The following is a 14,373-nucleotide window of genomic DNA, read 5'->3' on the forward strand; positions in this document are numbered from 1 at the left end:
CAATATGCTTAAGGCTGCGGTATTTGCAAGTGCGCTGGGATTGTCGAGCGCCGTGTTCGCGATGGACGTGTCCTGTCCAGTTCATCCCACGGCAGAATGGATGAAGGAGAGTGACGCCCGTGCGCAGATCGAAGCGCAAGGCTACAAGATCGCGAAGTTCAAGGTCGACGACAACTGCTATGAGGTCGAAGCCTACAACAAGGACGGCAGAAAGGTGGAATTGAACTACGACACCAAGACGCTTGCAGTCATCAGGCAGAAGATGGAGTAAAAACCCCGGTTTATGCAAGGCTCTCCATGAGAAAAGCCTCGCATCAATGCGGGGCTTTTTTGTGCGCCACGAGCACATGACTCAAGCGTATATGACCGATAAAGCGCCAAGCTCCTTCATCAGAGCAGGCTTGTGAGATTCAATCACGTCGGATTGGATTTGATAGATCACGGACTTGATGACCTCAGTCTGGCTCATATCCGTGTCATGCATCAGCGTCTTGATATCTTCGGCGATGCGAGGTGTCACCTTCATCGACAGTCGTCGCCGTGCAGCGCCTCTGCGTTCCTTGAAACGCTCCGACGCTGATCGGTGCGCCTTAATCAACCGTGCCCGCGGATATTCACCGGATGCAAACCGGTGCAGATAGAGCGTCATGAGCACCTTGCGGAATTCGGTCGAGCTCGCGCTGTCGACCATATAGGCGGCCAGGTCGAGAACATCCAGATAGATGGCCGGCAGTTGCGCCTCAATCGGCCTGACTTCCTTCTGCCGAGCTTCGCGGACAGCCGGCGTGGATTGCGCTGGAATGGCGACCACGTGGTCACAGACGTCGCACACCGCCGCGAGAATATTCTTCACCTCACCTTTGCCGTCCCTGAACGGTACGTCGCGCCGCGCAAAGGTCGTGCTCACAAGCTGCTGGCAGTGGTGGCAGATTGCCTTGCTCTTCTCGCCTTCATCGTAGAGTTTCATCTTCACAGCTTCGCTCACTGGTGCACGCTGATAAACACGGTCTCCGGATTGCCCACGAAGTAGAACTTCACGTACCAGCCATAAGATATAAAAGCGCCTCACTGATTTCGCGCCACCCGTGAGGATTGTCGATGAAATTTTTTTCGGGAGAAGGCTAACTAATCGAGTTCACGCCAGCAGCACAAACTCAAAGCGCCATAAAAAAACCCCGCCGAAGCGGGGTTCCTGACATCCAAGCAAGCAGCGAAAAACCGCTTACTTCCCGCCCACGCTTTGCAGCGTCGTCCACTTGCCGTCGACAACCTTGTACAGCGTGATGCCGCCGTTCTTCAGGTCGCCCTTGCCGTCGTACGCGAGGTTCGCTGCCGTCACTGCCGGCATCGAGGTCTTCGCGAGCAGCGGCAGATACTTGGCCGGATCGGTCGAGTTAGCCTTCTTCATGGCGTCGAACATGGCCATTGCGCCGTCGTAAGCGTACGGCGAGTACGTTTGCACGTCTTCGTTGAAACGCTTCTTATACTTCGCGACATAGTCCTTGCCGCCCGGCATTTCTTCCAGCGGCAGGCCGGCGAGCGATGCCACCGTACCGTTCGCTGCGTCACCCGCGATCTGGAGGAAGGTCGGCGTGTGGACCATTTCGCCGCCCATCAGCGGTGCCTTGATGCCCAGTGCCTTCATCTGCTTGACCATCGGTGCCGCTTGCGAATCCGCGCCGCCGTAATAGATCAGGTCAGGGTTGACCGACTTCAGCTTGGTCAGGATCGACTTGAAGTCGACAGCCTTGTCGTTCGTGTATTCACGATCGACGATCGAGCCGCCCGCTGCCTTCGCTGCCTTTTCGAACTGATCAGCCAGACCTTGGCCGTAGGCCGTGCGGTCGTCGACGATCGCGATCTTCTTCACGCCCAGGGTCTTCACAGCGAACGTGCCGGCGACCGAACCTTGCTGCGTGTCGGACGTCATCATGCGGAACGTGGTCTTGAAACCTTGTTGCGTGTACTCAGGCGCCGTCGCCATTGCGATTTCGGGGATGCCCGCGTTCGCGTAAATGCGCGAAGCCGGAATCGTGGTGCCCGAGTTGAAGTGGCCGAGCATGCCCTTGATACCGTCATCCACCAGCTTTTGTGCAACGGTCGTGCCGGTGCGCGGGTCAGCCTGGTCGTCGGCCGAATCGAGCACGAAGCGAATCTGCTTGCCGCCGATCACCGGCTTGGTTGCGTTCATGTCTTCCACAGCCAGCGTGATGCCGTTCTGGAAGTCCTTACCGTAGTGCGCCTGTGCGCCCGTCATCGGACCGGCAAAGCCGATCTTTACGTCTTCGGTCGATTGAGCGTTGGCCGTCCCCGCCAGCGACATTGCTGCAACCAGCGCTGCGCCTGCCAGCTGTTTCATTTTGTGTTGCATAGCTTCTCCTTGGTACCAGGTGTGGATGGAGCGGTTTTTCGGGGTCGCCGTACCGCTTCCGTTTTTTTGAAGTAATCGATGAGGTTCGCTCAACCGATCGTCATCAAATTTGCATTACCGCCTGCTGCTGCCGTATTCACGCTGACCGAGCGTTCCGTCAACAGACGCTCGAGCGCATAGTCCTCATCGCCGCTTTCCAGCGCGCGAGCCGCGACGCCCTGCACCGAGACGATCGGCCCCGCACGTTTCGCAACTTCCTTCACCAGCGCCAGCAGTTCGTCGCTATCGCCTTCGAACAGGACGGCGTCGAACGGCGTATCGGCGCTCTTCTTCACGCTTGCGTGGGACTTCAACGCGGCAGGAAGCTGCGCCACCAATTGTTCACCAGCCGCGCCCTCGAACAAGGCGTGATTTCCCGTAGCCAGCGCCGCAGCGAACTGCACGCGTGCGCCGCTCGCCGTCGAGGCAATGCACAGCACCGTGCCGCGTGCGCCCAGCGTGTACGTGTTGCGCTCGCCGGTCGGTCCAGACAATACCGCAGTTGCGCCCGCCGGCACATGCGACAGATAACCGTCGCAGCGTGCGGCCAGCACCGGCTGCTGTTCGCTGATCAGCCAGTCGCGCAGCGCCGTCAAGGCAGCGGACGGATTATCCCCGTTCACACCCGCTTGCGGCACATCAACGATCAACGCATCGGCCAGCGACTTCGGCAACCCAGCCGGACGCGTCGCCAGCAGACGCTGCAGATACAGCGCGCCACCTGCTTTCGGACCCGTGCCCGACAGACCTTCACCGCCGAATGGCTGAACACCCACCACCGCGCCGATCACGTTGCGGTTCACGTAGATGTTGCCGACATGCGCGCGGCTGATCACGTGAGCGATCGTTTCGTCGATCCGCGTGTGAATGCCAAGCGTCAGGCCGTAGCCAGTCGTGCGAATCTGTTCGAGCAGCTTGTCCAGCTGGCTGCGGCGGTAACGCACCACATGCAGCACCGGGCCGAACACTTCACGCTTCAATTCGTCGATGCTGTCGAGTTCGATCAGCGTCGGCGGAACAAACGTGCCTTGTCCCGTGCCTTCCGGCATCGGCAGTTGCTCGATCTTGCGGCCTTTCTCGCGCATTGCCGCGACGTGCGCGTCGATACCGCGCTTCGCGTCGAGGTCGATCACCGGGCCGACGTCGATCGACAGGCGATCCGGATTGCCCACCGACAGTTCGCGCATCGCGCCCGTCAGCATTTCGAGCGTGCGGTCCGCAACATCTTCTTGTAGACAAAGAACGCGCAACGCGGAACACCGTTGACCGGCGGAGTCGAACGAGGACTGCAGCACGTCCGCGACCACCTGCTCAGCGAGCGCCGACGAATCGACAATCATCGCGTTCTGGCCGCCGGTTTCGGCGATCAGCGGGATCGGTTTGCCTTCCGGATCGAGACGGTTCGAGAGCGTCTTGTTGATCAGACGCGCGACTTCGGTCGAACCGGTGAACATCACCGCACGGGTGCGCGGATCGGCCACCAGCGCTGCGCCGACCGTTTCACCATTGCCCGGCAGCAGTTGCACCGCGCCCGCCGGCACGCCGGCTTCGCGCAGGATACGCACGGCTTGCGCGGCGATCAGCGGCGTTTGTTCGGCCGGCTTCGCGAGCACGGTGTTACCAGCCGCCAAAGCTGCAGCCACCTGGCCCATAAAAATCGCCAGCGGGAAATTCCACGGGCTGATGCAGACCACCGGACCAAGCGGGCGGTGCGTGTCGTTGGAGAACTCGTTGCGGATCTGCGTCGAGTAGTAGCGCAGGAAATCGATTGCTTCGCGGATTTCCGCGACCGCGTTCGCCAGCGACTTACCGGCTTCACGCACCACAAGACCCATCAGCGTGTGCATCTGGGCTTCGAGCAGATCGGCCGCACGCGCGAGGCAATCGGCGCGGGCATCGACCGGCGTCGCTTGCCAGATCGGTGCGGCGGCGACTGCGTGGGCCATTGCGGCGCTCACATGTTCCGAGGTCGCTTCCACCACAGTACCGACGAGGTCGCGATGATCGGCCGGGTTGCGCACATCACGTGCGACGCCCACGGCGATCTCGTTGTCTTCGAGCATCGGCGCGGCGCGCCACGGATGATGCGCGCTCGCCAGCAACGCCGACGACAGCGAGGCCAGACGATGTTCGTTCGACAGATCGAGGCCCATCGAATTGAGACGCTCGGCGCCGAACAGATTGCGCGGCAGCGGAATCTTCGCGTGCGGTGCGCCGAGCGGGACGATCTTCGAGGCTTCGTCGGCCGGGTCGGCGATCAGGTCCTTGATCGCGACGTTTTCGTCGGCGATGCGGTTCACGAACGACGTGTTCGCGCCGTTTTCCAGCAGGCGGCGCACGAGGTACGCGAGCAGCGTTTCATGCGTGCCAACCGGCGCATACACGCGGCACGGACGGTTCAGCTTGTCGCGGCCGGTGACTTCCTCATACAGCGGTTCACCCATGCCGTGAAGGCACTGGAACTCGTACTGGCCGGGGTAGTAGTTATTGCCCGCGAGGTGATAGATCGCCGACAGCGTGTGCGCGTTGTGCGTGGCGAACTGCGGATAGACGGCATCCGGCGCGCTGAGCAGCTTCTTCGCGCAGGCAAGGTAGGAGACGTCCGTGTAGATCTTGCGCGTGTAGACCGGATAGCCTTCGAGGCCGTCCACTTGTGCGCGCTTGATTTCGGTATCCCAGTACGCGCCCTTCACGAGACGGACCATGATGCGGTGGCGGCTGCGGCGCGCCAGATCGATCAGGTATTCGATTACGAATGGGCAGCGCTTCTGATACGCCTGCACCACGAAACCGATGCCGTTCCAGCCAGCCAGTTCCGGATCGAAGCACAGCGCTTCAAGCAGATCGAGCGAGATTTCGAGGCGGTCGGCTTCCTCAGCGTCGATGTTCAGGCCGATGTCGTAGCGGCGCGCGAGGATCGCCAGCGAGCGCACGCGCGGTAGCAGTTCGCTCATCGTGCGTTCCTGCTGCGAACGCGAGTAGCGTGCGTGGAGCGCCGACAGCTTGATCGAGATGCCCGGGCCTTCGTAAATGCCGCGGCCGCCGGCCGCTTTGCCGATCGCGTGGATCGCCTGTTCGTACGAGGCGTAGTAGCGTTGCGCGTCGGCTTCGGTGGTCGCCGCTTCGCCGAGCATGTCGTACGAGTAGCGGAAGCCGCGTGCTTCGTACTTGCGGCTATTCGCCAGCGCTTCGGAGATGTTCTCGCCCGTGACAAACTGTTCGCCCATCAGGCGCATCGCCATGTCGACGCCCTTGCGGATCAGCGGCTCGCCGCCCTTGCCGATCAGACGCGTGAGCGCCGACGAGAGGCTCGCCTCACTGTTGGTCCCCACCAGTTTGCCGGTGATCATCAAGCCCCACGTTGCGGCGTTGACGAACAGCGACGGCGCCTGGCCGACGTGCGACTTCCAGTCGCCCTTGCTGATCTTGTCGCGGATCAGCGCGTCACGCGTGGCGCGATCGGGAATCCGCAGCAGCGCTTCGGCGAGGCACATCAGCGCGACGCCTTCCTGGCTCGACAACGAGAACTCGTGGATCAGCCCTTCGACGCCGCCGCCACGGCTCTTGGTGCGCAGCGTTTCGACCAGCTTGCCGGCCATCGTCTGTACGTCGCCCGCGAGGTTGGCCGGCAAACGCGCCTGGCCGAGCAGGAACGGCACGCATTCCGGCTCGGGACGGCGGTACGCAGCGGTGATCGCCGCGCGCAGCACCGATTGCGGTTGCACGTTCTGCGCGAATTCGAGGAACGGATGCGACGCACCGTCTTCCTCGTGCTCCACCGCGGCGCCGTCAGCCAGATCGGCCGAGCCGGTGTGGCCCGACAATTCCGGCGGCAATTGGCCGTGCTCGATCTTTTCGAGGTACGCGAAGATCGCCTGCTTGATCAGCCAGTGCGGAGTGCGTTCGAGCCGGGTGGCGGCGTCTTTCAGCCGGGAACGCAGGAGGTCGTCGACCTTGACGCCAAGGGTGGTGCTAGCCATGTTTCCTTCTTCGGATACCAAACGAATTCGCTGGGAAAGACTAAAAGTTGGGCGAATCGTACGCCTCCAAATAAAAAGGTGCAACCATGCGCTGAGCATGGTTGCACCTTTTTAAAAGCCCTGTACGGCGGGGGTTTGCGCCGAATGGCGCTGCGCGTGGCGACGGCGGTTGCGATCAGTACTTTCCCTGGCGTGATTCTTTTCGCTTTTACCCTTATCAGATTGCTCGGCGCGCCGTTATACAGAATATGGATGGTCGCGGCCGCAAGGCACGCACATAAAAACGGTACGGGGTTTTAGAGGACTGGCGAAATGGAAAAGTGGTTAGTGATATTGGGCATCTGGGCGATGTGCGCCACGTGTGGCGTGCTTTTCATCCGCGGCGCGACGCGCGGCCCGGGCAGACGTGAGACGGAAGAAAGACGGGCGCGTCCGGCATCGCGCGCATCGGCTGGCGATGCGCGGGCAGCTTTGAACGATTGAGGGGCTAAGCCGGACGGTTAATGATGGACATCAAGACGCCGCTCCTCGACTGACACCGCAAAGCAGGTACGCGCCGCACGGCTCACACCGGGCGGCGATGCAGACGCACGCGTCAATGCCGTGGAATGGGGTCGTACTGCGCGCAGGTGTCGTCAGGCGAAACGAGCTGGTCGTGCAGACGGCATAGCCGGCTATCCGCCACGCTCGCGCCAAACCCGGAACTGAACACGGCGAGGCCCGGAATGCTCTGCTCCAGTGAATGCCGATCCTCGGCGCGATACCGGCAGCTTGCGCAGCGCGGCGCGCACGCATCGAAGCGTGCGTGGGCCGTGCCGGCGATGCGGACCGCCTCGCTCATCACGTGCCCTGCCCCAAGCTATTCCAGTACGGTGCGAACACGTGCGCGGACAGCGCGTAGCCGATGGCGATATTGACTACCACGCCCGCCGTAAAGGCCAGGAACGGTTTCAGGCCGGTGGCCGAGAGCGCGCGCAGGCGTGTGGTCAACCCGATGCTCAGGAAACAGAACGTGAACGCCCACGTGCGCAAGGCAGTGATCGGCGCGACGAATTCGGGCGTGACGACCTTGCGGTAGTCGGCCAGCGAGTAGTGGCTGGCGATCCACGTCACCAGCGCTGAAGCGATTACGAAGCCGATCACGAACTTCGGAAAACGCGCCCAGATTTCACCGGCGTTCGCCTTCGCTTTGACGCCGCTGTCCTGCGACTCCCAGCGCGTCGTCGCGACGATGGCGAGCACGAACGCCCAGATACCGATCCAGATATCGCGGCCGACCACCTTCATCAGCGTGAACGCCTGCAGCGATGCCTCGGGGGCGCCCGCAATCGCACCGCCCGCGTGTTTCGCGAAGTCGCCGTAAGCTTGCGCGGCGGCAATACCCGCGGCGTCGGCGAACTCGGACGTGCCGATCCATGCGCCCGCCACTGCTGTCGAGAGTCCCAGCGAGCGCGACGCAAAGGGCAGGACGAAAATCATCACGATCGCCCACAAGACCACCAGCGTAATCGCTACCGACACCTGCTCGCGTTTGGCGCGCACCGCACCGGCAATCGCGATCGCCGCCGACACGCCGCACACCGCGCCACCCACGCCCAGCACGGCCGCAAACCGCCGGTCGAGACCGAACGCCTTGGCGGCAAAGAAGATCACGAAGAACGTCACGAGCGAGACGATGGTCGCCTGCCCGACCGCAACCGGCCCCGCCCACACCAGCAAGGTGAACGGCAGCGTCGCGCCGAGCAACACGATGCCGACCTTGATATAAAACTCCACGCGCAAGCCCGCTGAAAACCACTCGGGCAACGTGAACACATTGGAAATCAGGAGGCCGAGCGCCAGTGCCACCAACGGCGGCTCGAGGTTGTACTTCGACGCATTGACCCACGCGCCCAGCGTGAAGATCAGCGCCGATGCGATGAACAGGATCAGGAACGAGCCAAGGAAAATGCCGACCCGCTGCTTCAGCGCGGCAAGGCTCACGCCGAACAGCACAGCGAACACGACGAACAGCGCGACATAGTTCGGCAGATGCTTGCCGATGTCCTGCGCGGCCTGTCCCACGCTCGCCCATTTGGCGGGCGCCACCGCCAGCCACTTGATGCTGCTGCCCGAGGCGAACAGCGCCCAGGCAATCACGATCACCAGCAGGCCGATCCAGACGGCCCACCAGTCTTCAGTTGAAAAGAGCCCGCCGCCGTGTGCGCTATGGTCACTGCGCGGTTTGCCGGGCGCGGCGCCGGTCGGCAACGTCTGGTTGGTATCGCTCATCGCAAATGCCCCGAGGAAGTTGAGGTGCATCGGCGCGGTATTTTTGAGTTTTGCCTGAAGGTGCGCCGATTCGGCGAAATATAGGCGAGCGACGTCCCAAAACGAAACGACCATTCGCTCTATGAATATGACTTAAAGGAGTAATGCTGCGAAGTTGTCGCAAAGCGGCCGGCAGCGGGCGTCAGATGTCGAGGGGATCGACTTCGAGATTCCAGCGCAGCACGCCTTTCAGGCCGCGCAGCATCGGTTGCCATGCGCGCAAAGTGGCCTGCAACGCGGCCCGCGACGCGCTTTCGATCAGCAATTGCGCCCGATGTACGTGCATCACCTTGACGATGGTGAGCGGCACGGCGTCATAGACTGTCACGCGCCCGGCGGCCGGGATCTCCGTCAGCGCGGCGGCCGCCTGCTGCAGGAACGCGAGCGCGGCTTCGAGTGTGCGGCCTTCGGCGCGCAGCAAAGCCTGATAGGCGAACGGCGGCAGATGAGCGTCGCGCCGCTCGGCCAGCGTCGAATTGGCAAAGCCGACGTAGTCATGTCGCCCCAGCGCGTGATACAGCGCATGGCGCGGATAGCGCGTCTGCACCAGCACTTCACCCGGCAAACCGGCGCGGCCTGCGCGGCCGCTCACTTGCATCAATTGCGCGAAGAGGCGTTCGCTCGCGCGGAAGTCGTGTGAAAACAAGGCGGTGTCGGCGTTCAGCACGCCGACCAGCGACACCCGCTGGAAGTCGTGGCCCTTTGCGATCATCTGCGTGCCGACGAGGATGTCGACCTCGCCGGCGTGGACATCGGAAAACAGCGCCTGCGCGCTGCCTTTGCGGCGTGTGCTGTCGGCGTCGATGCGCAGCACGCGGGCGCCGGGCACCGCGCTCGCCAGCGTTTCTTCGACGCGTTGCGTGCCGCGTCCCATCGGCGCGATGTCGACATTGCCGCAGTCCGGGCACGAGCGCGGAATGCGCGATTCCCAGCCGCAGTGGTGGCAGCGCAGCGCGCGCTCCGGTTTGTGCAAGACGACGTAGGCGCTGCAGCGTGGGCAACCGGCCACCCAGCCGCAGGCGTCGCAGGAGAGCTGTGGTGCGTAACCGCGCCGGTTCAGGAACACGAGACTTTGCTCGCCGCGCTCGAGCCGCGCCTTCAACGCCGCAATCAACGGCCCGGACAAACCCTCCACCGAGGCCCGCCCGCGCCGCCGCTCTTCTTCGAGATCGATCAGCCTGACGGTCGGCAGAACGGCCTCGGCAACTGCACGGCGCGACAGCGTGAGACGCTTGTAGCGTCCCTGATCCGCCTGCCACCAGCTTTCCAGCGACGGCGTAGCCGAGCCGAGCACAACCGGCAAACCGAGTTGCTTGCCGCGATAGATCGCCAGATCGCGTGCCGAATAGCGCAAGCCTTCCTGTTGCTTGTAGGCCGGATCGTGTTCTTCGTCGACGACGATGATCGCGAGTTTCGGCAGCGAGGCAAGCACCGCCAGCCGCGTACCGAGCACGATGCGAGCGCGCCCGGTGTGCGCCGCGAACCAGTTGCGGGCGCGTTCGCCTTCCGCGAGACCGCTGTGCAGCGTGACGATCGAGGTGCCTTCGAGCGCGGCAAAACGCGCACGGAAGGCCGACTCGAACTGCGGCGTCAGATTGATTTCAGGAACGAGGACGAGGGCCTGCGCGTCGGGCTTCGCCGCCAGAATCTCGGCGAGCGCGCGCAGATACACCTCCGTTTTGCCGCTGCCCGTCACGCCGTGCAGCAGGAAGGGCGCGAACCCGTTCGCGTCGCGAATCGCTTCGACCGCAGTCGCCTGTTCGTCTGTGAGCGTGGGCAGGATGGGTGCGGGCGTATCCGGTGATGCGGGAGTGGCGAGCACTTCGGCGGCTTCGATCACCTCAAGCGCGACCCAGCCTTCGGCTTGCCATGCGTCCAGGGTTGCGATGGCTTTGGGATGAAGCGCGCGAGCGTCGGCGACGCTCAGAAATTCGGCCTCCGCCAAGGCTTGGGCAAGCTTGCGCAATGCGCTTGCACGCGCCGGCAATGTTTCCGGCAACGCGGCGCGACCCTCAGCGGTCAGGCTGTAGCGCTCCTCAGGTGCGAAAAGGCGCGACCAGCGCGAAGCGTCACGCAGGGCTTGCGGCAAAGCGGGCAGTGCCACCTCACCGAGACCGCGTTGATAGTAGTCGGCGGCGAAGGCTGCGAGCCGCAGCCATTCGGTCGACACTGGCGGGCAGGCGGTACAGACATGGGTAACCGCTCGCAGGCGGTCAGCGGGTACGTCACTGTGAGTGGTCACTTCGCAGACGAGACCCACCACGTGACGCTTGCCGAACGGCACGCTCACCATCATGCCCGGCGCGACACGCTCGGGCGTGTCGCAGCGGTAGTCGAACAAGGTCGGCAGCGGATGATCCAGCGCGACGCGGACGAACACTTCACTCACGCGGCGATGTGGATCGAGTGAACGGATGCGGCATGACGCCGCGTCACGGTGCACATTGAGCAAACGACGAGTCCGTCGAAGTTAAAGTAAAACTTCAATTTCGGCGCTAAGTTTTGGATTCGGCTGAACAATTGCAATCGGTCCGCTTGCCTGTGGATAACTTTGTTGAGAACTTCGTTCAGATAGGCCGGGAACCGCGCTGCAGCGGCCTTCTGTGGGTTTCCGCACATTTTGCCGTGCCCCCTTGAAACCCTTGCCAGACAAGGCTTAGATCAAATGCGCCTGCAATGTGCAAGGGCTAGGGCACGACGAAAGCTTCTACCGCGCCGCAGCGTGAACAATGTGCATAAGTCAAGTCTTGACTTTCGCAAGACCGCCATCTGACGGCCTGCCGACTACAAATATTCCCTTAGGCCGAGAGCCCAGTTCGCTGCGCTGCAGCAAAAATGGCAACGTTTTCGGCGTCAGCTTGGTGCATGCGCGCCACTGCGAATCGCGCGGCTATGACGATGGACTTCATCCACGAGCTCAGCAACATTCTCCGGCGGCGTGAACTGCGAAATGCCGTGGCCGAGATTGAAAACGTGACCAGGATGATTACCGAAGCTGTCGAGCACGGCACGCGCTTCCATGCGGATTGCGGCCGGCGGCGCAAACAGCACCGAAGGATCGATATTGCCTTGCAGCGCCACCTTGCTACCCACGCGCTCGCGCGCCTTGCTCAGGTTCACGGTCCAGTCGAGACCCACCGCATCCACGCCGATATCGGCGATCTCGTCGAGCCACAACCCGCCGCCCTTCGTGAAGGTGATCACCGGCACTTTTTCTCCGTCGTGATCGCGTTTCAGTAGGCTCACGACCTGCTGGATGTACTGCAACGAGAAGCGTTGGTAGACGCCGTCCGCGAGCGCCCCGCCCCACGTGTCGAAGATCATCACGGCTTGCGCGCCGGCTTCGATCTGCGCATTCAGGTACGCCGCAACCGATTTCGCATTGACGTCGAGAATTCGGTGCATCAGGTCCGGACGCGCGTACAGCATCGATTTGACCGTGCGGAAGTCCGCTGAACCGCCGCCTTCCACCATGTAACACGCCAGTGTCCACGGGCTGCCCGAAAAGCCGATCAGCGGCACGCGCTGGCGGCCTTGCGCGTCGGTCAGCGCGGTGCGGATTTCGCGCACCGCGTCGGTCACGTAGCGCAGCGTGGCGTCGATATCGGGGACGGCCAGGCGCGCCACATCGTCTTCCGTGCGCACCGGACGAGCGAATTTCGGGCCCTCGCCAGCGACGAACTCGAGACCCAGGCCCATGGCGTCAGGCACGGTGAGGATATCGGAGAACAGGATCGCGGCGTCGAGCGGATAGCGCTCGAGCGGCTGCAGCGTGACTTCCGCTGCGTACGCCGGGTTCTTCGCCAGACCGAGGAAACTCCCCGCGCGACCCCGCGTCGCGTTGTATTCCGGCAGGTAGCGGCCAGCCTGCCGCATCAGCCAGATCGGCGTGTAGTCGGTCGGCTGGCGCAGCAGCGCGCGCAGGAAAGTATCGTTCAGGAGTTTATGGGCCACGTTGCGTACGACTGAAGGCAAAGAAGCATTTTACCGGACCCGGCAGGCCGCATCGCGCTTGATGCGGGCAATAACTGTGGCGCACCTTGCTTGCGGCCGGCTTTTTTGCAGCCCGGTGCGGCGCCATGACTCGGCTGAACGGCCAATGTTCAAGCGTGAATTGCCGGGCTATCATCCGACGGCCTTACCAAACAATTACGCGCAATCAAGGAGACTCGATGAACAAGGCAGCACTCGCACTGCTCGGCGTTCTGGCCGGTGTTTTGATGCACGCAGGCGTGGCCCAGGCGCAGAGCGCCGCCACCGCCGCGGCGCCCTCGCGGCTAGACGACATTCTCGCGCGCGGCACGCTGCGCGCCTGTACGACCGGCGATTACAAGCCGTACTCGTTTTACAAGGCAGACGGCCAATTCGAAGGCATCGATATCGACATGGCCGAGTCGCTCGCCAAATCGCTCGGCGTGAAGGCGGAATTCGTCAAGACATCGTGGCCGAACCTGATGAACGACTTCGTGGCGAAATGCGACGTCGGCGTGGGCGGTGTTTCGCCGACGCTCGAGCGCCAGAAGCGCGCGTTTTTCACGCAGGCGTACATGATCGACGGCAAGACGCCGATCGTTCGGTGTGACGACGTCAACAAGTATCAAACGGTGGCGCAGATCGATCAACCGGCGACCCGCGTGATCGTCAATCCGGGCGGTACCAACGAGCGTTTCGCCAAGCAGTATTTCCCGCATGCGAACCTGACCGTCTATCCGGACAACGTGACGATCTTCAAACAAATCCTCGCCGGTAAGGCCGACGTGATGGTGACCGATGCATCGGAGACCCTGCTGCAACAAAAGCTGAATCCGGGCCTTTGCTCGGTGCATCCGGACAAGCCCTTCCAGTATGGCGAGAAGGCTTGGCTGCTGCCGCGCGGCGATGTGGCCTTCCAGCAATACGTCGATCAATGGTTGCACCTTGCGCGAGCGACCGGGGAATATCAGGCGATCTCGGATAAGTGGCTGAAGTGAAGGTTGTGAGGTGCGGCCTGCGTCGCGCTTAATTGGAAAAGGCAAGCGGCTTGAACGATTAATAGGTCCGTATGGCTGACACAATCGTGTAACCAGACCCCAAGGCGCTACGCAAAACCCGAACAATGCCGTTGAACAAGGGTCCAACGAACCGGCCGCTTGCACGATTACCCTCATGTGCGGGGTGTTGCAGCGCAGCGCACATACTTGTCCGCACACAGACGGACTTCGTAACGCTGGAAAAGCGCCTGTAATACAGCCGATTCATGCAGAAAAAGATGAGCATGCAACCATTTCATGCGGAATCGACTGAATGGATTACGCCGCAATATGCGTCGCGAATAGCATCAATCAAGCGTATGAAATTGCGTTACAGTCATCGGTAAAAATTACGTTTAAAACGTTTCGGATTGGAAATAAGTCCCGCAACGCCTTATCTGGCGGGCGTTACAACCTGAAACACTTTGTTACCGCGCTCGTAGGTTAATTCGCCCACAATGCCCTCAACGGTTTCAACAAGGATGTGGCTGGGTGCGTGGTGTGAGCGGATACGATGCACTTGCCGGTCGGCGTTTGCCGAAGCCCTGTGAAGGGGCATCCCTGCTGGGGCCGTAGTCGACGCAGGGTCGTCGTCTCAGTTGGTTCCATCTTTGGTCTCCTCGCGCTAACCCCGTAGCGTGTGGTTTTTAGCGGGCTCCAGGCC

9 protein-coding genes are annotated in these 14,373 nt (G+C 62.2%); 2 read left to right on the forward strand and 7 right to left on the reverse strand.

The features are described from left to right. Window positions 1–4 precede the first annotated feature (4 nt). Window positions 5–271 (forward strand): PepSY domain-containing protein, encoded by a 267-nt coding sequence (locus M0D64_RS19605; RefSeq protein WP_154558717.1) that lies wholly within the window; start codon window positions 5–7, stop codon window positions 269–271. Window positions 272–352: 81 nt separating this feature from the next. Here the strand turns inward: M0D64_RS19605 and M0D64_RS19610 are convergent, their stop codons facing one another. From M0D64_RS19610 to hemE, 7 genes are all read right to left on the reverse strand, one after another. After that, window positions 353–967 (reverse strand): hypothetical protein, encoded by a 615-nt coding sequence (locus M0D64_RS19610; protein ID WP_266258903.1) that lies wholly within the window; start codon window positions 965–967, stop codon window positions 353–355. A 255-nt stretch (window positions 968–1,222) separates the two neighbouring features. Continuing rightward, window positions 1,223–2,371 carry a branched-chain amino acid ABC transporter substrate-binding protein gene (locus M0D64_RS19615; RefSeq protein WP_266258904.1) on the reverse strand — a complete coding sequence of 383 codons (1,149 nt, stop codon included), beginning with the start codon at window positions 2,369–2,371 and terminating at the stop codon, window positions 1,223–1,225. An 89-nt stretch (window positions 2,372–2,460) separates the two neighbouring features. Beyond that, on the reverse strand, window positions 2,461–6,390 hold the full coding sequence (gene putA, locus M0D64_RS19620; RefSeq protein ID WP_171925300.1) for a trifunctional transcriptional regulator/proline dehydrogenase/L-glutamate gamma-semialdehyde dehydrogenase: 3,930 nt from the start codon (window positions 6,388–6,390) through the stop codon (window positions 2,461–2,463). A gap of 595 nt (window positions 6,391–6,985) precedes the next feature. Next, the gene (locus tag M0D64_RS19625) at window positions 6,986–7,231 is read right to left on the reverse strand and encodes a hypothetical protein (protein WP_171925299.1); all 246 of its coding nucleotides are present in this window, start codon (window positions 7,229–7,231) and stop codon (window positions 6,986–6,988) included. Then, window positions 7,231–8,661: a YeiH family protein gene (locus tag M0D64_RS19630; protein ID WP_171925298.1), complete on the reverse strand. Its 1,431-nt coding sequence runs from the start codon at window positions 8,659–8,661 to the stop codon at window positions 7,231–7,233. Before M0D64_RS19630 ends, M0D64_RS19625 begins: the two co-directional genes overlap by 1 nt. Window positions 8,662–8,842: 181 nt before the next feature. After that, window positions 8,843–11,089 (reverse strand): primosomal protein N', encoded by a 2,247-nt coding sequence (locus M0D64_RS19635; RefSeq protein ID WP_171925324.1) that lies wholly within the window; start codon window positions 11,087–11,089, stop codon window positions 8,843–8,845. Window positions 11,090–11,553: 464 nt separating this feature from the next. Then, the gene (gene hemE / locus M0D64_RS19640) at window positions 11,554–12,654 is read right to left on the reverse strand and encodes a uroporphyrinogen decarboxylase (protein WP_171925297.1); all 1,101 of its coding nucleotides are present in this window, start codon (window positions 12,652–12,654) and stop codon (window positions 11,554–11,556) included. Window positions 12,655–12,872: 218 nt separating this feature from the next. Here hemE and M0D64_RS19645 point away from each other — a divergent pair, with 218 nt between their 5' ends. Then, window positions 12,873–13,670, forward strand: coding sequence for a transporter substrate-binding domain-containing protein (locus tag M0D64_RS19645; protein WP_154558723.1), 798 nt, complete (start codon window positions 12,873–12,875; stop codon window positions 13,668–13,670). Window positions 13,671–14,373 lie beyond the last annotated feature (703 nt).

This window comes from Paraburkholderia sp. WS6 (assembly GCF_030464835.1).
Lineage (GTDB): Bacteria > Pseudomonadota > Gammaproteobacteria > Burkholderiales > Burkholderiaceae > Paraburkholderia > Paraburkholderia madseniana.

Coding starts and splice junctions, on each gene's coding strand:
- M0D64_RS19625 (WP_171925299.1), bottom strand. CDS start 7,231: ATGAGCGAGGCGGTCCGCATCGCCGGCACGGCCCACGCACGCTTCGAT.
- M0D64_RS19645 (WP_154558723.1), top strand. CDS start 12,873: ATGAACAAGGCAGCACTCGCACTGCTCGGCGTTCTGGCCGGTGTTTTG.
- M0D64_RS19605 (WP_154558717.1), top strand. CDS start 5: ATGCTTAAGGCTGCGGTATTTGCAAGTGCGCTGGGATTGTCGAGCGCC.
- putA (WP_171925300.1), bottom strand. CDS start 6,390: ATGGCTAGCACCACCCTTGGCGTCAAGGTCGACGACCTCCTGCGTTCC.
- M0D64_RS19610 (WP_266258903.1), bottom strand. CDS start 967: ATGAAACTCTACGATGAAGGCGAGAAGAGCAAGGCAATCTGCCACCAC.
- M0D64_RS19630 (WP_171925298.1), bottom strand. CDS start 8,661: ATGAGCGATACCAACCAGACGTTGCCGACCGGCGCCGCGCCCGGCAAA.
- M0D64_RS19615 (WP_266258904.1), bottom strand. CDS start 2,371: ATGCAACACAAAATGAAACAGCTGGCAGGCGCAGCGCTGGTTGCAGCA.